This window comes from Nocardioides sp. NPDC057577 (assembly GCF_042801335.1).
Lineage (GTDB): Bacteria > Actinomycetota > Actinomycetes > Propionibacteriales > Nocardioidaceae > Nocardioides.
The window spans coordinates 1-18,409 of sequence record NZ_JBHVGB010000121.1 but is presented as its reverse complement, the minus strand read 5'-3'; the positions used below and the strand labels follow the sequence as shown (position 1 = coordinate 18,409).

The 18,409-nt window shown below is 70.0% G+C and carries 19 protein-coding genes; 4 read left to right on the top strand and 15 right to left on the bottom strand.

Annotated elements, in window-relative coordinates:
* Window positions 1–33: 33 nt before the first annotated feature.
* The 4 genes from prcA to dop form a co-directional block, all read right to left on the bottom strand.
* Window positions 34–870, bottom strand: a complete 837-nt coding sequence (gene prcA / locus ACFU7D_RS20695) for a proteasome subunit alpha (protein WP_378870633.1) — start codon at window positions 868–870, stop codon at window positions 34–36.
* Window positions 867–1,703, bottom strand: a complete 837-nt coding sequence (prcB, locus tag ACFU7D_RS20690) for a proteasome subunit beta (RefSeq protein ID WP_378870631.1) — start codon at window positions 1,701–1,703, stop codon at window positions 867–869. The genes prcA and prcB overlap by 4 nt, the downstream gene beginning before the upstream one ends.
* A gap of 3 nt (window positions 1,704–1,706) precedes the next feature.
* On the bottom strand, window positions 1,707–1,904 hold the full coding sequence (locus tag ACFU7D_RS20685; protein WP_008356645.1) for a ubiquitin-like protein Pup: 198 nt from the start codon (window positions 1,902–1,904) through the stop codon (window positions 1,707–1,709).
* 116 nt (window positions 1,905–2,020) lie between these two features.
* On the bottom strand, window positions 2,021–3,532 hold the full coding sequence (gene dop / locus ACFU7D_RS20680) for a depupylase/deamidase Dop (protein WP_378725938.1): 1,512 nt from the start codon (window positions 3,530–3,532) through the stop codon (window positions 2,021–2,023).
* 223 nt (window positions 3,533–3,755) lie between these two features.
* Between dop and ACFU7D_RS20675 the strand changes: the two genes are divergently transcribed.
* Together ACFU7D_RS20675 and ACFU7D_RS20670 are read left to right on the top strand one after the other, a co-directional pair.
* The gene (locus ACFU7D_RS20675) at window positions 3,756–4,382 is read left to right on the top strand and encodes a GNAT family N-acetyltransferase (RefSeq protein ID WP_378725940.1); all 627 of its coding nucleotides are present in this window, start codon (window positions 3,756–3,758) and stop codon (window positions 4,380–4,382) included.
* Window positions 4,383–4,388: 6 nt separating this feature from the next.
* A complete protein-coding gene (locus ACFU7D_RS20670) occupies window positions 4,389–5,012 on the top strand; it encodes a class I SAM-dependent methyltransferase (RefSeq protein WP_378870628.1) in 624 nt (207 codons plus the stop codon).
* 10 nt (window positions 5,013–5,022) lie between these two features.
* On the opposite strand, the gene ACFU7D_RS20665 is transcribed toward ACFU7D_RS20670, so the two are convergent.
* From ACFU7D_RS20665 to ACFU7D_RS20615, 11 genes are all read right to left on the bottom strand, one after another.
* Window positions 5,023–5,364 carry a hypothetical protein gene (locus tag ACFU7D_RS20665; RefSeq protein WP_091041348.1) on the bottom strand — a complete coding sequence of 114 codons (342 nt, stop codon included), beginning with the start codon at window positions 5,362–5,364 and terminating at the stop codon, window positions 5,023–5,025.
* A 19-nt stretch (window positions 5,365–5,383) separates the two neighbouring features.
* Entirely contained in the window at window positions 5,384–5,590 is a 207-nt protein-coding gene (locus tag ACFU7D_RS20660; RefSeq protein ID WP_378870625.1) for a hypothetical protein, read from the bottom strand.
* 124 nt (window positions 5,591–5,714) lie between these two features.
* Window positions 5,715–6,989 (bottom strand): ROK family protein, encoded by a 1,275-nt coding sequence (locus ACFU7D_RS20655; protein ID WP_378870623.1) that lies wholly within the window; start codon window positions 6,987–6,989, stop codon window positions 5,715–5,717.
* Between the two features lie 106 nt (window positions 6,990–7,095).
* On the bottom strand, window positions 7,096–7,605 hold the full coding sequence (locus ACFU7D_RS20650) for a flavin reductase family protein (protein WP_378870621.1): 510 nt from the start codon (window positions 7,603–7,605) through the stop codon (window positions 7,096–7,098).
* Window positions 7,602–8,126, bottom strand: coding sequence for an NADPH-dependent FMN reductase (locus tag ACFU7D_RS20645; protein WP_378870619.1), 525 nt, complete (start codon window positions 8,124–8,126; stop codon window positions 7,602–7,604). The genes ACFU7D_RS20650 and ACFU7D_RS20645 overlap by 4 nt, the downstream gene beginning before the upstream one ends.
* A complete protein-coding gene (locus ACFU7D_RS20640; protein WP_378870617.1) occupies window positions 8,123–9,472 on the bottom strand; it encodes an LLM class flavin-dependent oxidoreductase in 1,350 nt (449 codons plus the stop codon). The genes ACFU7D_RS20645 and ACFU7D_RS20640 overlap by 4 nt, the downstream gene beginning before the upstream one ends.
* A complete protein-coding gene (locus tag ACFU7D_RS20635; protein WP_378870614.1) occupies window positions 9,469–10,254 on the bottom strand; it encodes an ABC transporter ATP-binding protein in 786 nt (261 codons plus the stop codon). Before ACFU7D_RS20635 ends, ACFU7D_RS20640 begins: the two co-directional genes overlap by 4 nt.
* Window positions 10,230–11,120 carry an ABC transporter permease gene (locus tag ACFU7D_RS20630; protein WP_378870608.1) on the bottom strand — a complete coding sequence of 297 codons (891 nt, stop codon included), beginning with the start codon at window positions 11,118–11,120 and terminating at the stop codon, window positions 10,230–10,232. Before ACFU7D_RS20630 ends, ACFU7D_RS20635 begins: the two co-directional genes overlap by 25 nt.
* Window positions 11,121–11,128: 8 nt before the next feature.
* Window positions 11,129–12,202 carry an ABC transporter substrate-binding protein gene (locus ACFU7D_RS20625; protein WP_378870606.1) on the bottom strand — a complete coding sequence of 358 codons (1,074 nt, stop codon included), beginning with the start codon at window positions 12,200–12,202 and terminating at the stop codon, window positions 11,129–11,131.
* Between the two features lie 72 nt (window positions 12,203–12,274).
* Complete coding sequence (locus tag ACFU7D_RS20620) at window positions 12,275–12,790, bottom strand: MarR family winged helix-turn-helix transcriptional regulator (RefSeq protein WP_378870604.1); 516 nt, start codon at window positions 12,788–12,790, stop codon at window positions 12,275–12,277.
* A gap of 9 nt (window positions 12,791–12,799) precedes the next feature.
* A complete protein-coding gene (locus ACFU7D_RS20615) occupies window positions 12,800–16,582 on the bottom strand; it encodes an ABC transporter ATP-binding protein (RefSeq protein WP_378870601.1) in 3,783 nt (1,260 codons plus the stop codon).
* 163 nt (window positions 16,583–16,745) lie between these two features.
* Between ACFU7D_RS20615 and ACFU7D_RS20610 the strand changes: the two genes are divergently transcribed.
* Window positions 16,746–17,915 carry a DUF2157 domain-containing protein gene (locus tag ACFU7D_RS20610; RefSeq protein WP_378870599.1) on the top strand — a complete coding sequence of 390 codons (1,170 nt, stop codon included), beginning with the start codon at window positions 16,746–16,748 and terminating at the stop codon, window positions 17,913–17,915.
* A complete protein-coding gene (locus ACFU7D_RS20605; RefSeq protein ID WP_378870597.1) occupies window positions 17,912–18,373 on the top strand; it encodes a GDYXXLXY domain-containing protein in 462 nt (153 codons plus the stop codon). Before ACFU7D_RS20610 ends, ACFU7D_RS20605 begins: the two co-directional genes overlap by 4 nt.
* Window positions 18,374–18,409: the final 36 nt, after the last annotated feature.

Below are 18,409 nucleotides of genomic sequence, written 5' to 3'. Positions count from 1 at the left end.
CCTGGTGACCCCAGCACTCCCACGTTCTCGGACTCAGCCGAGCGGCGGGGCGATCGGTGGCTCGCCGTCGTCGTCGGCCGGCGGGGCCAGCGGGGCCTCGGTCACCGGCTTCTCGGCGGGCGGCTCGACGACCGCCGGCTCGGCGGTCTCGACCTCTGCTGGTGCTGCTGCCGTGGCCGAGCCGAGGATCTCGACCAGCGTCGCCGGCCGGATCCTGCGGAACTTGCGCGGCTGGGTGCGGTTGCGGTCGAGGACCGCGACCTCGAGGTTCTTCGCCTCGATCTCCCGGTCCTCGGTCTCGGTGTGACCGAGCGCGGCCACGGCGAGCTTGATGGCGTCCTCGAGGCTGGCGCCCTCGGTGTAGCGCTCCTTGAGGTAGCCGCCGACCGCCTCGGCGGCACCGCCGATGGCGGCGAAGCCGTGCTCGTCGACGACCTGGCCGTCGTAGGTGAGCCGGTAGAGCTGGTCGTCCTCGGCGGAGTCACCGATCTCACCGACGAACAGTTCGACCTCGTAGGGCTTCTCCCCACCCGAGGAGAAGATCGTGCCGAGGGTCTGGGCGTAGGCGTTGGCCAGGCCGCGGCCGGTGACGTCGCGCCGGTCATAGGCGTAACCGCGCATGTCGGCCAGCCGAACCCCGGCGATGCGGAGGTTCTCGAACTCGTTGTAGCGGCCGACCGCGGCGAAGGCGATCCGGTCGTAGATCTCGCTCACCTTGTGCAGCGCCGCCGAGGGGTTCTCGGAGGCGAACACGATGCCGTCGGCGTACTGCAGCGAGACCAGCGCCCGACCTCGGGAGATGCCCTTGCGCGCGAAGTCCGCGCGGTCGCGCATCAGCTGCTCGGGACTCACATAGAACGGAGTGCTCATGGGCGACCCTCCAGCTCGGCGATGGGACCGTCGGGCCGCTGGAGCCTCCCGGTGATGACAGCCTCGGCGACCGCCGCGACCTCGGCGTCGGGCAGCGTGCGCCCACCGTCGGCGGTGATCACGTGGACCAGCGGGAACAGCTTGCGGGACAGGTCGGGGCCACCGGTGGCGGAGTCGTCGTCGGCCGCGTCGTAGAGCGCCTGGACCAGGACAGCGACCAGGGTGGCCTCGTCGAGGTCGGGCCGGTAGAGCTTCTTGAGGGCACCCTTGGCGAACAGCGAGCCGGACCCGACGCCGGAGTATCCGGTCTGCTCGTAGCGGCCGCCGGTCGGGTCGTAGCCGTAGATCTTCCCCGTGTCGGCGTCGGGGTCGAAGCCGACGAAGAGCGGCACCACGACCAGGCCCTGCATGGCCATCGCGAGGTTGCCCCGGACAAGGGCGGAGAGCCGGCTGGCCTTGCCCTCGATCGAGAGCGTGGTGCCCTCGATCTTCTCGTAGTGCTCCAGCTCGGTCTGGAAGAGCTTGACCAGCTCGACCGCGAGCCCCGCGGAGCCGGCGATGCCGACCGCGGAGTATTCGTCGGACGGGAAGACCTTGCGCATGTCGCGCTCGGCGATCAGGTTGCCCTGGGTGGCCCGCCGGTCACCGGCGATGATCACGCCACCGGGGAAGGTGGCCGCGACGATCGTGGTGCCGTGCGGCGCGATGTCGCCCAGGTTGGCCGGGACCGGGTGATGACCCGGGAGCAGCTCTGGGGACTGCGCGGTGAGGAAATCGGCAAAGGACGAGGTGCCCGGCGTCATGTAGGCAGCCGGGATACGGGACTCGGACATCTGCTACTGCCCGCCCTTCTGGATGAAGGACTTCACGAAGTCCTCGGCGTTGGTCTCCAGGACGTCGTCGATCTCGTCCAGGATGTCGTCGACGTCGGAGTCAAGCGCTTCCTTGCGCTCATTCACATCGGTCTCGGGCGCGGTCTCGACGGACTCCTCCGTCTCGGAGGACTTCTTCGGCTGCTTCTGCTCCTGTGCCATGTCTTCAACCTATCCACTAGCACCGACAAACCTGAGGAAACAATGCCCGATTTCGCTACGGGAGGAAGCAGAAGTCGAACGTTGGGCCGAGATGTGGCACGAGTCGCGATCGACGCTCAGGAACCGGTCAGCCGGTTGAACAGGTCGACGGCGGTGTCGGAGGAGTCGAGCAGGCCACCGACGTGCTTCTTCGTGCCGCGCAGCGGGTCGATGGTCGGCACTCGCTGCAACGACTCGCGGCCCGGGAGGTCGAAGATGACCGAGTCCCAGCTGGCCGCGGCGACGTTCTCGGAGTACTTCTCCAGGCAGCGGCCGCGGAAGTAGGCCCGGGTGTCGCTCGGCGGCTCGTGCATCGCCTTCTCCACCAGGTCGTCGGTCATCAGGCGCTGGATCCGCCCGGCCCGGACGAGACGGTGGTAAAGGCCCTTCTCGGGGCGGATGTCTGCGTACTGCAGGTCGATCAGGTGGAGCTTCGGGTCGTCCCACTCCAGACCGTCTCGGTCGCGGTAGCCGAGGAGGAGCTTGTACTTGGCCACCCAGTCGAGCTCGGTGGCGCACTCCATCGGGTCGCGCTCGAGGCGGTCGAGCACCGACTCCCAGCGCTCCAGGACGTCCTTGGTCTGGTAGTCCGCGTCGGAGCCGTAGCGCTCCTCGACGAACTTCTTGGCCAGGTCCAGATACTCCATCTGCAGCTGGACACCGGTCAGCTTGCGACCGTCCTTGAGCGTGATCAGGGTCTTCAGCGTCGGGTCGTGGGAGACCGCGCGCAGCGAGGAGACCGGGCCGTCGACGCTGAGGTCGCGGGTGATGTAGCCGTCCTCGATCATGGCGAGGACCAGCGACGTACTCCCGACCTTGAGGTAGGTCGAGATCTCGGCGAGGTTGGCGTCGCCGAGGATCACGTGGAGGCGGCGGTACTTCTCCGGGTCGGCGTGGGGCTCGTCGCGGGTGTTGATGATCGGCCGCTTCAGGGTGGTCTCCAGCCCGACCTCGACCTCGAAGAAGTCGGCGCGCTGGGAGATCTGGAAGCCGTGCTTGGGGCGCTCCTGGCCGATCCCGACCCGCCCGGCGCCGGCGAAGACCTGCCGCGAGACGAAGAACGGGGTCAGATGCTTGACGATGTCGGCGAACGCGGTCGAGCGGCGCATGAGGAAGTTCTCGTGCGCGCCGTAGGAGACACCCTTGTTGTCGGTGTTGTTCTTGTAGAGGTGGATCTGCGGGTTTCCCGGCAGCCGCGCGGCCGCACGGGAGGCGTCGAGCATCACCTGCTCACCCGCCTTGTCCCAGCGCACGACGTCCAGCGGGTTGGTCACCTCGGGGCAGGAGAACTCCGGGTGGGCGTGGTCGACGTAGAGCCGGGCTCCGTTGGTGAGGATGACGTTGGCCAGCCCCAGATCCTCGTCGGTGAGCTGGCTGGGATCGGCCACCTGGCGCGACATGTCGAAGCCGCGCGCGTCGCGCAGCGGCGACTCCTCCTCGAAGTCCCAGCGCGCTCTCCTCGCCTTCAGCGTCGAGGATGCGTACGCATTGACGACCTGGCTCGAGGCCACCATCGGGTTGGCCTGGGGCTGCCCGGCCACGGAAATTCCGTATTCGACCTCCGTGCCCATCACCCGTCGTACGCTCATCCCGCCACCTCCGTAGCGCAAGCGCAAAAATACGGACGTGGCGGCATGAGGCCGACTGTCGCTCGCTGACGCTCGCTCATGCCTGCAAGGCTACCGGCCACGTGCACGAAGGCACGTGAGCATCCACACGCCACGCTGAGGTTGCCCGAGGTTGTTCGGCTGGGCGGCACCGAGAGGAGACCTGGTGAGGGGAGCGTGGCAGCGGTCATGGTGAGGTTGGCCCATGGGCACTCCTGAGATCCGGCGGGCTACCGCCGACGACCTCGACGATCTCTTCTCGATCTGTCTGCTGACCGGGGCATCGGGCGAGGACGCCACCGAGTTCTACGAAGACCCGAGGCTGCCGGGCAACATCTACGCCGCCCCCTACATCGTGCTGCGTCTGGGGCTCGGGTTCGTGGCGGTCGACTCCGAGGGCGTCGTGGGCTACGTCGTCGGCACCCCGTTCACCCGTGCCTTCGAGAAGGAGTGCGAGGAGGATTGGTGGCCCGCCCTCCGCGTGGTCAACCCCGACCCGGGGCCCGACCACGACCGCACCGACTGGAACGCCCGTCTCCGGTCCCAGATCCACCGCCCGCCACGGATGCTGGGCGAGATCCTCAGCGAGTTCCCGGCACACCTGCACATCAACCTGCTCCCCCGCGCCCAGGGCCAAGGCGTCGGCAAGGAGCTGATCGGGATGATGCTCGGCGCCTTCCACGTCGCCGGCGTACGCGGCGCGCACCTCGGCGTCAGCTCCGCCAACACCCGCGCGATCGGGTTCTACCGGCGCGTCGGCTTCACCACGCTCGTCGAGGGCGAGGATTCGATGCTTCTCGGTGTCCAATGGACCGGCGAGATGGAAGAGTGAGCTCCCATGGGACTGTGGGAAGCGCGGGTGGTGCCACGCATCGTGGACCGCACCTGCGGCATCGCGCAGCTCGAGCCGCTGCGCGAGCAGGCCTGTGAAGGTCTCCGCGGCCAGGTCGTCGAGATCGGCTTCGGCAGCGGGAGCAACATCGGCCTCTACCCGCCTGCGGTCACCGAGATCATCGCCGTCGAGCCCTCCGACGTGGCCTGGCAGCTCTCGGCCGCGCGCCGTTCGGGCTCATCGGTCCCGGTGAGCCGCGTCGGGCTCGACGGCGCCCAGGTCCCGCTCGCCGACGCCTCGGTCGACACGGGGCTGGTCACCTTCTCGCTGTGCACGATCCCCGACGTCGCCGGCGCCCTGGCCGAGCTGCGCCGCGTCCTGCGCCCGGGCGGCACCCTCGGTTTCCTTGAGCACGGCCTCTCCCCCGACCCCGGCGTCGCCCGCTGGCAACACCGCCTCGACGGCCTCCAGCAGCGCCTCTTCGGCGGCTGCCACCTCACCCGCGACATCCCGCGGCTGGTCGGCGCCGCCGGCTTCACCATCGACGCTCTGGAGCAGTCCTATCTGCCCGGGCCGTCGTTCTCGCGGCCGTGGGGGTATCTCTCGGTCGGGCGAGCGGTTTCCGCCTGACGGCTCCGCCTCAGCGTTTACGAGTACGCAGCGCGTGGGCGACGTTGACGCCGACGAGTCCGACCCAGGAGATCACCAGGGCGCCGAGGTTGTCGGTGACTCCGAGGGTGATGCTGATCGGGATGCCGGCGACGGCCGAGCCGGCGCCCAGGACGAACTGGAAGACCGAGGTGCGCGACTCGTTGCGTTCGGCGAGGGTGCGGGCGGCGGCGGTCGCACCGACCCGGTCCTGGACGGTCTTCTCGATGCGGTCGGCGAAGCCGGCGACCAGCTCGGCGTCGAACGCGTCCCCCAGCTCATGGCGGGTCTCCAACCCGGCCTCGATGTCCTTGCGCGCCATCTCGTCTGCCACGTCGATCAACCTTAGGGAATCAGATGTTGGGGCCCATGTCCCCGACGTTGTGGTGGATGTCGGTGCGCCCGGCCTGGGCATGCTCGGCCTGCACCCCGGAGTCGTTGTGCGGGTTGATCAGGTGACCCGGGCGGGCTCGACCGGAGAGCACCCAGACCAGAGCCACGACGGCGATCGCCGCAGCGAGCACGACGGCTCCGACCAGGATCAGCAGCCACGATGCCATCAAGCTCCCCCATGTCCCCCGGCGGGTCCTCCCCGCGAACGCTCAAACACTAGCCCCGCGGGCCGCTCGCCCGCAGCCGAATAGGCGCCGGGCGGCCCGCGGAGACGGGCAGTCGTGCCCCGCATCACCCTTCACGCCCGGCCGGTGGAACCGAGCCGCGCGGCTGCGCCAGCGGCGCGGCGTACACCCGCTCGAGCGCGACGGCGCCACCGGCCGTCGACAGGACGCGCCCAGGGAAGCTGGTCGAGACCACCGAGCGGACCGGGTCCTCGCAGACCAGGGAGCGGGTGGCGACCTCCGTACGCAGCAGGTCGAGGCACGCGGGGATCCGGTTCAGGCCGGCCTCGACGACGATGAGCACCTCGGGGTTGAGCAGGTCGACGAGGGTCGCCGCCATGCGCCCGACCGTACGCACCCGCCGCTCGAAGAGCTCGACCGCCGCGGGTTCGCCGGCCCCGGCCAGCGCGACCAGGCGCCGGAAGTCGGGCTCCTCGATCAGTCCAGCGACCTGTGCACGGCGTACCAGCGTCTGCTCGGAGACCTCCGCCTGGAAGCAGCCGATGCGCCCGCACACGCAGGCCTCGGTGCTGCCGTCCACGGCGACATGGGCGATCGCGCCCGCCGCCGAGCGAGCGCCCTGGTGCAGTGTTCCGCCGCTCGCGAAGGCGATGTCGACGACGTTCCCGACGAAGAGGTGGACGATGCTGGACCGAGCCCGCTCGGCGTGCTCCCCGAAGAGCTGCTCCGCGTGGACGAGAGCCCGGGAGTGACCGTCGACGGCGACCGGGAGACCGGTCCCCCGCGCCAAGACCTCCCGAAGACGTACGTCGCGCCAACCGAGCAGCCGATGCTCGACCACCCGCCCTGCGGCCGCGTCGACCCAGCCGCCGGAGGCGACACCGAGGCCGAGCACGTCACGCTCGCCCGCCTCCTGGGCGACCACGTCACGAACCAGATCCACGAGCCTGGCCAGCACCGTCTCGGCGGATCGGTCACGATGCTCCACCTGACGCTGGGTCACCAGCCGGCCGCGGAGATCGTGCAGGGAGACCGTCAGCCGGTGCACCGCTATGTGGGCGCCGACCACGACCGTCGTCCCGGTGTCGATGTCGACGGGGACGTGCGGCCGGCCGACCCCCGGCGGCCCCGCCGCCTCGGGCGCCTCGCGCAGCATCCCGCGTTCGATCAGCCCTCCCGAGAGACCGGTGATAGAGGCCGCCGAGAGTCCGGTCAGCCGCGCGATCGAGCTGCGGGCGACCGGACCGTGGTCGAGCACCGCCCGCAGCACGGCGCCGGCGCTGCCCGAGGTCCGCCGATCCGTACGCAGGGGCAGGTCCACCCGGCGCGTGGACCGGCGCCCCGCCGGGACCGATCGGTCGGCGCTCGGCTCGGACGACACCAGTTCCCCCTATTGCGACTGACTTACTGGACTAATTATCCTCCGTCGAAGTCCCGAGGCTCGTTCGGCGATCCACCATGCGGACCCGGCACCCGCCGGGTAGGGCTCATGCGGGCGTCGCCAGGCGTCCGAACGAGGAGCGGTGGAACACCAGCGGCTGCCCTGCCTCGGGGTGCTCGACCGCCTTGACCTCCAGCAGCACGATGATGTGATCGCCGGCCTCGACCTCGCGGCGGATCTCGGTGTCGAAGCGGGCGATGCCGTCCTCGATCACCAGGGCGCCGTCGTCGGAGACGGAGGTGGGGACGCCGTCGAAACGCTGCGCGGGCTCGCCGGCGAGCTGCCTGGCCACCACACCGTGGTGCTCGGCGAGCACGGTCACACCGAGCCGGCCGGCACGGCGCAGGTCGGGCCACGTCTTCGACGTGGCGGCGATCGAGAAGGAGACCAGCGGCGGATCGAGGCTCTCGGAGCGGAACGAGGAGGCGGCCAGCCCCACCGGCACACCGTCCACGACGGCGGCGACCGCGACGACACCTGAGGGAAAGACGCCGAAGGCCCTACGCAGCTGGGCGGCGTCGAGGTCCTGGTTGGTCGGGAACGGCGCCTCGCTCATGCCCGCACCTCCAGCAGCGCCTCGACGGTCGGCCGGGTGGCGCCGAGCCAGTCGGCGTAGGCGGCCGGGTCGTCATGGTCGGTCTCGATCACGTAGACGCCCCGCCCGGGCACGGTGGCGCCGAGCTCGGTGAGCACGGGCCGCAATGTGAGCTCGGGCGCGAGGGCGTGCGCGGGCCCGGCCCCCAGCATCAGCGGGACCGCGACGCCGGCCAGGCCGGTGCCGCCCGCGAACCGGTCCAGGAACACCTTGAGCAGACCGGTGTAGGCCGACTTGTACGTCGGTGACGCGACGATCACCAGGTCGGCCTCGCCCACCTGCTTCACCAGGCCGGCGACCGTCGAGCTGCTCCAGTCGAGGATCTCCGCGCCGAGGTCGGCGAGGTCGATGACGATGTCGGCGTCGCGGCCGACCAGCTCCTGGTGCAGCAGGGTGGCCGCGGCCAGCGTACGGCTGGCAGGTCGGGGGTTGCCGACCACGATGGCAGTGGTGGTGGCCGACCGGTCGCTCACGCCGGTCATGCCGTCGCCTGCTGCTCGGTGTGGACCCGGTTGGCGGGACGCGCCAGGCCGTAGCGGTCGCGCAGCGTCTCGCCCTCGTACTCGGCGCGGAACAGGCCGCGATCCTGGAGGATCGGGACGACGGTGTCGACGAACTTCTCCAGGCCGCTGGGCAGCACCGCCGGCATGATGTTGAAGCCGTCGGCGGCACCGTTCTCGAAGTAGTGCTGGATGGTGTCGGCGACCTGGACCGGCGTACCCGTGAAGGTGCGGTGGCCGCGGCCACCTCCGAGCCGGGCGATGAGCTCGCGCAGCGTGAGGTTCTCCCGCCTCGCCAGGTCGACGATCAGCGTGTAGCGGCTCTTGGCGCCCTCGATCTGGTCCTCCTCGGGCAGCAGGTCGAGCGGGAGCGGCTTGTCGAGGTCGAGCGTGTCGGGGTCGAGATTGAACCTGCTGGCGAGGTTGCGCTTCTGGTGCTCGGGGTTGATCAGCCGCTCGAGCTCCTCCTCCAGCTCACGCGCCTCGGCCTCGGTGTCGCCGATCACCGGCACGATCCCGGGGAGGATCTTGATGCTCTCGGGGTCGCGACCGTGACCCACGGTGCGGGCCTTGAGGTCGGCGTAGAAGGCCTGGGAGTCCTCGAGGGTCTGCTGAGCGGTGAAGACAGCCTCGGCCCAGGCCGCGGCCAGCTCCTTGCCGTCCTCACTGGAGCCTGCCTGGACCAGCACCGGCCAGCCCTGCGGCGGCCGCGGGGAGTTGAGCGGGCCGTCGACGCGGAAGAAGCGACCCCGGTGGTTGATCGCGCGGACCCTCTCCTTGAGGGTGTGGACGCCGGCCTCCTTGTCGGCGACCGTCGCGTCGTCGGCCCAGCTGTCCCACAGCTTGGTGACCACGTCGATGAACTCGTCGGCGCGGTCGTAGCGCTCCTTGTGGGCTGGCACGTCGTCGAGGCCGAAGTTGCGGGCGGCATCGGCACCGGCGGTTGTCACGATGTTCCACCCCACCCGGCCGGCGGAGGCGATGTCGACGCTCGCGAAGCGCCGGGCGAGGTTGAAGGGCTCGTTGTACGAGGTCGACGCCGTCGCGATCAGGCCGATGTGCTCGGTCGCCCCGGCGATGGCCGTGAGCAGGACCGTCGGCTCGAGCTTGCCCGGTGGCCGCCGCGACGGATCGTTGCTCTGCACCGGGCCGTCGGCGAAGAAGATCGAGTCGAGCTTTCCGCGCTCGGCGATCTGCGCGACCTTCTTGTAGTAGGCCACGTCCCAGATCGCGTACGGGTCGGACTCGGGCAGCCGCCAGGCCGCCTCGTGGTGACCGACGTCCATGATGAAGGCGTTGAGGTGGAGCTTCTTCTCGGGCGTGCTCATGCGGGGGTCTCCTCGTGGATGGGTTCGGCGGGTGCGCCGCCCTCGCTGACGCCGAGGGCGCTCAGCAGCTGCGCGCGGTACTCCTGGAAGCGGGGATGGCCGGCCGGGTGGCCGTCGGGCAGGTCGATGCTCAGGTCGAGCGAGAAGCGGCCATCGTCGATCACCAGAACCCGGTCGGCGAGGTGGACGGCCTCGTCGACGTCGTGGGTGACCAGCAGCACCGCCGGGTTGTGCTTGCCGAGCAGCTCGCGCAGCAGGGCGTGCATCTTGATCCGAGTGAGCGCGTCGAGCGCACCGAACGGCTCGTCGGCGAGCAGCAGGTCGGGCTCGCTAACCAGCGACCGGGCCAGCGCCGCCCGCTGCTGCTCGCCGCCGGAGAGCTCGTGCGGCCACGCCTTCTCGCGCCCGGCGAGACCGACCTCGGCGAGCATCTGGCGGCCGCGCTCCTTGATGCCGGATCCGCGCCGGCCGAGCGTCACGTTGTCGAGGACCCGAGCCCACGGGAGCAGGCGGGAGTCCTGGAAGACCAGCGAGACCTCCTGCGGCGTCCACAGGTCGCCCGAACCGTCGACGTCGTAGTCGAGGCCCGCCACGGCACGCAGCAGGGTCGACTTGCCCGAGCCGCTGCGCCCGATCAGTGCGACGAACTCGCCGCGCGCGATGGTCAGGTCGATGTGGTCGAGGATCGTACGGTCGCCGAAGGACCGGACCAGCCCCTCGACCTGGACGGCCACACCGGCCTCGACCCGGCCGGTGGTCACTTCTGCAGCGTGTGTCGCCATGACAGCACCCTTCCCTCGAGGAGACGCACGAGCGCGTCGGAGGTGAAGCCGAAGATGCCGTAGACCACCAGGCCGACGAGGATGATGTCGGACTGCGCGTACTGCTGGGCCTGGGACATCATGTAGCCGACCCCGGAGGTCGCGTTGATCGTCTCCACGACGATCAGCGCCATCCACGAGCCCACCACGGCCAGCCGGAACCCGATGAAGAAGCCGGGCAGAGCCCCGGGGACGAGCACCTTCCGGACGTAGAGGACCTTCGAGAGGCGCTGGGCCTCGGCGAGCTCGACGAGCTTGCTGTCGATCCCGACCAGCGCACCGTAGGTGTTGATGTAGATCGGGATCAGGACGCCGAGCGCGACGACGGTGACCTTGAACTCCTCGCCGATGCCCAGCCACAGGATGAGCAGCGGGATCAGTGCCAGGTTGGGGATGGCCCGCTTCACCTGGAGGGTGCCGTCGACGAGGGCCTCGCCGATCCGGGTCAGGCCGCCGACGACGGCGAGGACGACGCCGGCCGTCGTCCCCAGGAAGAGACCCAGGAGCGCGCGGTGCAACGACGCCACCACGTTCTCCTGGAGCCGCCCGGTCTGGATCAGCTCCCAGGCCGTACGTGCGGCGACATCAGGTCCGGTGAGCAGCCGGGGATCGAGCAGACCGGCCGAGGCCGCCAGCTGCCACACGGCGATGACCAGCAGCGGGCCGAGCAGCCGCGCTCCCGGGATGGACTTGGCTCGCCCGAGGCGCGATCGCCTGGCGCGGTCCTTGACCTGGACCAGGCCGGCCTCGTTCGGCGCCTCCAGCGGGCGCCGGCCGACGGGTCGGGCGAGGCTCGTCACGGAGCGTACGAGTGCGGTGTTGGACATCTCCTACCTCATTTCGTGTACTCGGCGTCGACGAACCGTGTCGGCAGACCCTCGAAGCGGAAGTCGAAGATCTCCTTGGCGTCGAACGACTTGATGAACTCGCCCTTCGCCAGCAGCTCGACGGTCTGCTGGCCCCAGGCCAGCGCGTCGTCCCACTTCTTCGGGAACAGCGGCTGGTTGGTGTCCTTCCAGATCAGGTCTGCCTCCGCGGGGCTCACACCCTGGTCGTCGACGTAGTAGGCCTTCTTCCAGACCTCCGCGTTCTCCCAAGCCCAGACCTGAGCCTGGGACCAGGCCCGGATGTAGTCCTGGACGGCGAGGAGGTTCTCCTCCTTCGCGAGCACCTCGGTCGGCGCCCAGAGGACGGTGAGGAGGTCGACCTCCTCGGACTTGATCGCCCGAGCACCGTCCCGCTCGTAGTCGGCGAGGTACTTGGCGGCATCGGCGCCTCCGGTGACCGCCACATCGACCTGCTTGGCCTGGAGCGCGGTGAGGAAGTCGGTGCTGGGGAGCGCGACCAGCTCGACCTCGTCGTAGCCGATCCCGGCCGTGTCGAGCGTACGCAGCAGCACGACCCCCTGGGCCTGACCCTGGGAGAAGGCGAGCTTCTTGCCCCTGAAGTCGGCGAACTCCTTGATGTCGGTGCCCGGCGCGGTGGCGAAGACGTACGTCGGCTTGGGCTTCTCCGCGAGCGCGACGACCTTGGCGTCGAAGTCGATGTCGTGGGCCTGGATCGGAGGGATCAGCGCGTTGCTGGCGAGGTCGACGGCCCGGGCACGGAAGGCCTGGATGACGTCCGGTCCCGCGCTGGCGTTGACCCACTCCGAGACCTTGAACCGGAGCGGATCGACGGCGGCGCCGGCCGCCTCGAGCTGGAGCTGGGTCGACCGGCCGGCGATCTTGAGGCTGGTGCCGGCGGCCGGAGCGCCGCTGGGCAGGGGCTTGGTCAGCGCGCTCGTCGCGACGCCGGCCTCGCTGGAGGAGCCGCAGGCGCTCAGCACCGTGGTACCGAGCGCCGCCCCACCGACGAGTCCGAGGAAGCTCCTGCGGCCGAGGGAGTGATGTGGAGTAGGGGTGATCATGTAAATATGATCAAACCACTCGACTTACACGACAACAATGCGGCTGTTTGAAATATATCGATCGCGAGTGATCTACGTCACATCATCGGCCTTCGGTGGGGTGCGGTCCTTCCCGCGCGCGACATCGGCGATCGCCTCCAGCGCCGGAAGGGCGGCATGGAGGGAGGCCAGCGAGTCGGCAGGGAGGTCGGCGAGGAGGTCGGCGAAGATCTGCGCGCGCCGGTCGCGCTGCTGCCGGGCCACCGCCCGGCCGGCGTCGGTGACCTCGGCGTGCACCACCCGGCGATCCTCGTCGTCGGGGACGCGGCGTACCAGACCACCGGCCTCGAGCTTGCCGAGCACGCGGGAGAGCATCGTGGGGTTGATCCCCTCGAAATCGGCGAGCTCGGCGAGCGGGATCGAGCCCTTGCGAGCGATGGTGAACAGCACCATCATCTGGGTGCGCGGCACGTCGTCGCGGTTGGTACGCCGGTCCAGGGCTCGTACGGTGCGGTGGAGCGCCACCCGCAGCCGGGTCACGCTCTCGTCGTCGAACCCGTCGAACCCGTCGATTCCCTGGACCCCGTCGGTCCGCTCGGCGCCGGACACCGCACCCACCTATCCCTTCATCACCGCGGCCTGCCCGACCACGGTGTGCTGCGCCATCGCGGCCCACAGGTCGGCGTACCGGCCGCCGGCGGCGAGCAGGTCCTCGTGGGTGCCATCCTCCACGATGGCGCCGTCGTCGACCACCAGGATGCGGTGCGCCGCCCGCGCCGTCTGCAGCCGATGCGCAATCAGGATCGTCGTACGCCCGCTGGAGACCAGGCCCATGGCCCGCTGGACCCCGGCCTCGGTGGCCAGGTCGAGGTTGGCGGTCGCCTCGTCGAGCAGCAGGATCGCCGGGTCGACGAGCAGGGCACGGGCCAACGAGAGCAGCTGTCGTTGCCCGGCCGAGAGCGACCGGCCCTGTTCGGAGACGGGCGCGAGATACCCCTGCGGCAGGTTCGCCACGAACTCGTGCGCGCCCACCTCCCTGGCGGCCCGCTCGACCTCCAGGTCGGTCGCACCGGGCCGGCCGTAGGCGATGTTGGACCGGATCGTGCCGGAGAACAGGAACGGCTCCTGCGGCACGAAGCCGAGCTGATGCCGGTACGCGGGCAGGTCCAGCCGCTTCAGCGGCGTCCCGTCGATCGAGACCACCCCGTCGGTGGCATCGTGGAAGCGGGCGACCAGCTTCATCAGCGTCGACTTGCCCGCGCCGGTGGTGCCGACGAGGGCGACGACCTGGCCCGCCGGGATGGTCAGCGAGACGTGGTCCATCGCGGTCAGCCCGGTCGAGGCGTACGCGAAGCTGACGTCGTCGAGTGAGATCTCCCCGCGGATCCGCGCCGGCACGATCGGCTCCTTGGCCTCCGGCGTCTCGCTCGGCGTGCTCAGCAGCTCGTCGAGCTGGCGTACGGCCACGTCGGCCTGCAGCCACTGGTCGAAGACCGTGGAGAGCTGCCGCATCGGCGCGAAGAACTGGTCGAGGTAGAGCAGGAACGCGATCAGCACCCCGGAGGTGACGTCGCCGGCGGCGATCCGCTGCGCGCCCACGGCCAGTGCGACCGCCTTGGCGATGCCCGCCAGGAAGTCGACGAACGGGAAGAACCGCGCCATCAGCTCGAACGAACGCGCCCGCGCCTCGAAGTAGCGCTGCGAGAGCCGCCTGAACCTGGCCTCGTTGGCCGGCTGCTGGCCGTACGCCTGGCTCACCGTCACCCCCGAGAGGCTCTCCTGCATGTCGGCGTAGAGGACGGAGATCCGCTCCCGGGCTATGAGATACGCCCGCGAGGACGCCTTCTGGAAGAGCCATCCGGTGATCACCAGCGGGATCAGCACGGGCGCGACCGCGAGAGCCAGCCCGGGGTTGAAGAGTGCCAGCACGACCGCGATGCCGAGGCAGCTGACCAGGCTGACCAGCGCGGTGACGAGACCCTGCTGGAGAAGGTTCGAGAAGGCCTCCACGTCGGAAGTCATCCGGGTCATGATCTTGCCGGCCTGGTTGCGCTCGTAGTAGTCCAGTGAGAGTCGCTGCAGATGGGCGAAGGTCCGCACCCTCAGCCCGAAGAGCATCCGCTCCGCGGTGCGCTGGGTGAAGGAGGTCATGAACCGCTGGTTCGCCCAGATCACCCCTTGGAGGACCAGCAGCACGCCGCTGATCAGCCACAGCGTCCTCACCGAGTCGGCGACGACACCGTGGTCGACACCGAACCGGATCAGTGCCGGCGCGGCCAGGCCGCTGACCGCATCCAGGAGCACCAGCCCGGCCGCGAGCACCAACGGGCGGCGGTACGGCGCGAAGACGTGCCTCATCGAGAACGACTCCACCGGCGCCTGCATGGCGACCACGTCGACCTCCGGGTCTCCGGCCAGCGGAGGCAGCGCATCGACCTTGGCGAGCAGCTGCGGCGAGACGGTGGCCAGCGAGGCCAGCCGGGCGGAGGAGTCGGTCCCGGGCCCTCCGGCGGTGCCGCTGCTGCTCGCCGAGGCGGCGCTGGCGAAGACGCTGACCTTCGCCGCGCCGTCCCGGGCAACCCCGGTGGGCCAGGCCCGTGGGTCGACGCTCTCCACCGGCGCCTCGTCCGGGGTCACGTCGTCGGTGTCCGGTCCGGTGAGCAGCTCCCGGAAGAGCTCCGAGCGCTCCAGCAGCTCCTCGGTGGTGCCCTGGTCCACGACCCTGCCCTCGTCGAGGACGACGACCTGGTCCGCGAGCTGCAGCGTCGAGGGCCGCTTGGCGATCAGGATCGTCGTACGCCGTGAGAGCACCTCGTCGAGCGAGTCGTGGATGGCGTGCTCGGTGCGGGCGTCGATCGCCGAGGTCGCGTCGTCGAGGACCAGCACCCGCGGGTTGGCCAGCGCGGCCCGGGCCAGGGCGATCCGCTGCCGCTGCCCGCCCGAGAGGGTGAAGCCGCGCTCGCCGACGACCGTGTCGTACCCGTCGGGCATCCCGGCGACGAAGCCGTGGGCGTGCGCGGCGAGTGCGGCGTGCTCGATCTCCTCGGCACTCGCCCCGGGCCGGCCGAACGCGATGTTCTCCCCGATGGTGGTGGAGAAGAGGAAGCCCTCCTCGAAGACCAGACCTACGTTGGTGCGTACGGAGTCGAGCCTCAGGTCGCGCAGGTCCGTACCGTCGAGCGTGATCGTGCCGGAGACCGGGTCGTAGAAGCGGGCCAGCAGCAGCGCCAGCGTCGATTTCCCCGACCCCGAGGCCCCGACCAGGGCGACCCGCTCCCCCGGCTCGATGCGGAGCGTGACGTCACGCAGCACCGGCTCGCCGCCCGGGTAGGCGAAGTCGACGTGGTCGAGCGCGATCCGGCCCTCCGCGGCCTCGAGCTCCATCGCGGACGGGTGATCCTGCACGGCCGAGGTCGACTCCAGCAGCTCCATCACCCGCGCCGCGCCGGCCCGGGCCTGCTGGGAGGTGGCCATGATCGTGGAGAGGAACCGCACCGGCGTGACCAGCTGCACGACGTAGCTCGCGAAGGCCGTGAAGACGCCCAGAGTGACCTGCCCCTGCATCACCAGCCAGCCACCGAAGGCGAGGATGGCGATCTGGGTCAGGCCCGGGAAGACGTCCATGGTGGCGCCGAAGCGGGCGGTCATCCGCGCGGTTCGGATCCGCGAGCGGAACAGCGTGGTCGCCTCCTCCTGGAGGGTCTCCTGCTCCTGGGCCTCCTGGCCGAACGCCTTGACCACGCGTACGCCGGTGACCGCCTCCTCCACGACGCCGGCAACCGCGCCCTTGTAGAGCTGATCGGTCCAACTGGCCGGGAAGAGCCGGTCGCGGAACCGGATCGTGACCAACATGAACAGCGGCACGGCGACCAGCATCACCACGGTCAGCAGCGGCGAGAGCAGCAGCATCCCGAGCAGAGCGACCACCAGCAGCGTGATGTTGCCCCAGAGCATGCCGGTGTGCTGGATGTACATCTGGATCAGGGTCAGGTCGCTGGTCGCCCGCGACATCACGTCCCCAGTGCGGAACCGGTCGCGGCCGGTCCCGTCGAGGTGCTGGAGTTGGTGGTGCACCGCGCGCTGCAGATCCCGCTGGCTGCGCGCCGCGGTGATGAAGCCGAGCCTGCGGCGCAGGTACTGGAGACCGAACCCGACGGTCACCGCCACGACCAGGATCGCGATCCACAGCCCCAGCGACCGCTTCTGGCTCAGGATCGCGTCGTCCACGATCACGCTCTGGATCACCGGGATGACCCCGAGCATCGTCTGCGCGATCACCGAGACCACGATCGCGACCCGGATCCGGCCCAGGTTGTCACCGAGGTACGGCGCGAGCAGCTTCAACGTACCGACCCGGTCGGGCGCCCCGGCGGGGCGCTGGTCGGGCTTGTGTCGGACCATCTGGCCACCACCTTATACTTGCCTATCGGCAAGCATATGTCTGGTGCGGCGCAATGGCAATCAAAGTCGATCGAATTAGTTCTCTTTTGGGTCGGGCTCGACCCCGGTGAGTTGAGTATGTGTGCTCACGCGCCGCTCCCCCGCGAGCCGATGCAATGGGCGTATGGACACTGGAGCAAGACCCGTCGCGCCGAGGCGGCTCGACTGGCTGAACAACGAGACCGCCCGCTGGGTGAGCGAGGGCATCCTCACCGAGGGCGCCGCGGAGACGATCACGGGACAGTACGTCGCCTCCCGCGCCGGCTCACTGACGCGGGTGATCTCCTACCTCGGTGGCGCGTTCCTGGGTGTCGGGCTCCTGTGGCTCGTGGCCACCAACCTCGATGCGCTCTCTCCGCTGGTGCGGTTCGTGGGGATCGTCGTCGTCTGGCTCGCGTTCACCGCCGCCGCGGAGGCGCTCCCACTCCCCCGGCCGCTGCGTGGCGCGTTCCGCGGCATCGCGGCGATCGCCTTCGGTGGCGTCATCTTCCAGGCCGCGCAGAGCCTCCAGGTGCCGGCGTACGAGCCCTCCCTGGTCGGGCTCTGGGGGCTCGGGACGCTTCTCTACGCCTACGCGAGCAAGGGCCTGGCGCCGCTGGTCGTCGGCATCGTGACCACGATGATCTGGTTCGACTGGCAGGTGGTGGCGAGCAGCGAGAGCGTCTTCGCCGGGGTGTTCGCGGTGCTGGTCGGGGGCGTGGTGGCCACGGGGATGGCCGCGCTGCACGACCGACGCCAGGAGGCGTTCGCCCAGGTGTGGCGGCTCGCGGGCGGCGTACTCGTCCTGGGTGGCCTCTTCGTCGCCGCCGTCCCGCAGATCGGTGATCACGACCTGGCGTTGAGCCCGACCCTCCTGGTGGCGCTGGTGATCGCAGGGCTCCTCGTCGCGGTCGCGGCGGCGCGTACGGACGGGCTGTCGCGGTGGGAGGTGCTGGCCTCGGCGCTCATCGTGCCGATCGGGCTCGCCCTGGTCGCCTGGGATCCGCAGGTCGACGACCTCGGCTCGGTTTCGGGCGAGGCGTGGCTGTCCGCCTTCGTCAGCATCGCGGTCTACGTCGTCGTCGCCGGGGCGGTCGCGGTCGACGGCTCGGTGCGTGACCAGACGTTGCTCGTCGTGCTCGCCACCGGCGCGCTGGTCGTCTTCACGACCATGCAGAGCTTCGCGGTCTTCGCGCCGATCATGTCCGGCGCGACCCTCTTCCTCATGCTCGGTGTGCTTCTGCTGGCCACCGGCTTCGTCTTCGACCGCGCCCGGCGAGGCGTGGCCGCCAACCTCGGTGAGGCCCTCTCATGAACACCCCCACGCGCGTCGCGCTCGTCTGCCTCCTCAACCTCGGCCTCGTCGGCCTCGCCGTCGCCGGCCAGCTCTCCGCCCGCGTCACCGGCGAGGAGATCCGGCTCCGCGTCGAGCCAGTCGATCCGATCGACCCGCTCCGTGGCGCCTACCTCGACCTCTCCTACGCCGACATCAGCACACGTACGACGAAGGAGAGCGGGGATGCGTACGTCTCGCTGGCACGCCGTGACCAGATCTGGGAGGCGACCGGAGTCTCGGCCGACCCACCCGCCGAGGGCCCGTTCCTGAAGTGCCACGACGACGGCTGGCGGCTCAGCTGTGGAATCGAGAGCTTCTTCGTTCCCCAGGACCGGGCCCGGGAGATCGAGGCCGACGTCAACGGCGGCGATGCCGTCGCGGTGGTGAAAGTCGACTCCCGCGGCAACGCGTCGCTCGTCTCGCTTCAGACTCCCTGACCTCCAGACGGACGCATGGCCCGCTGCCACAATGGC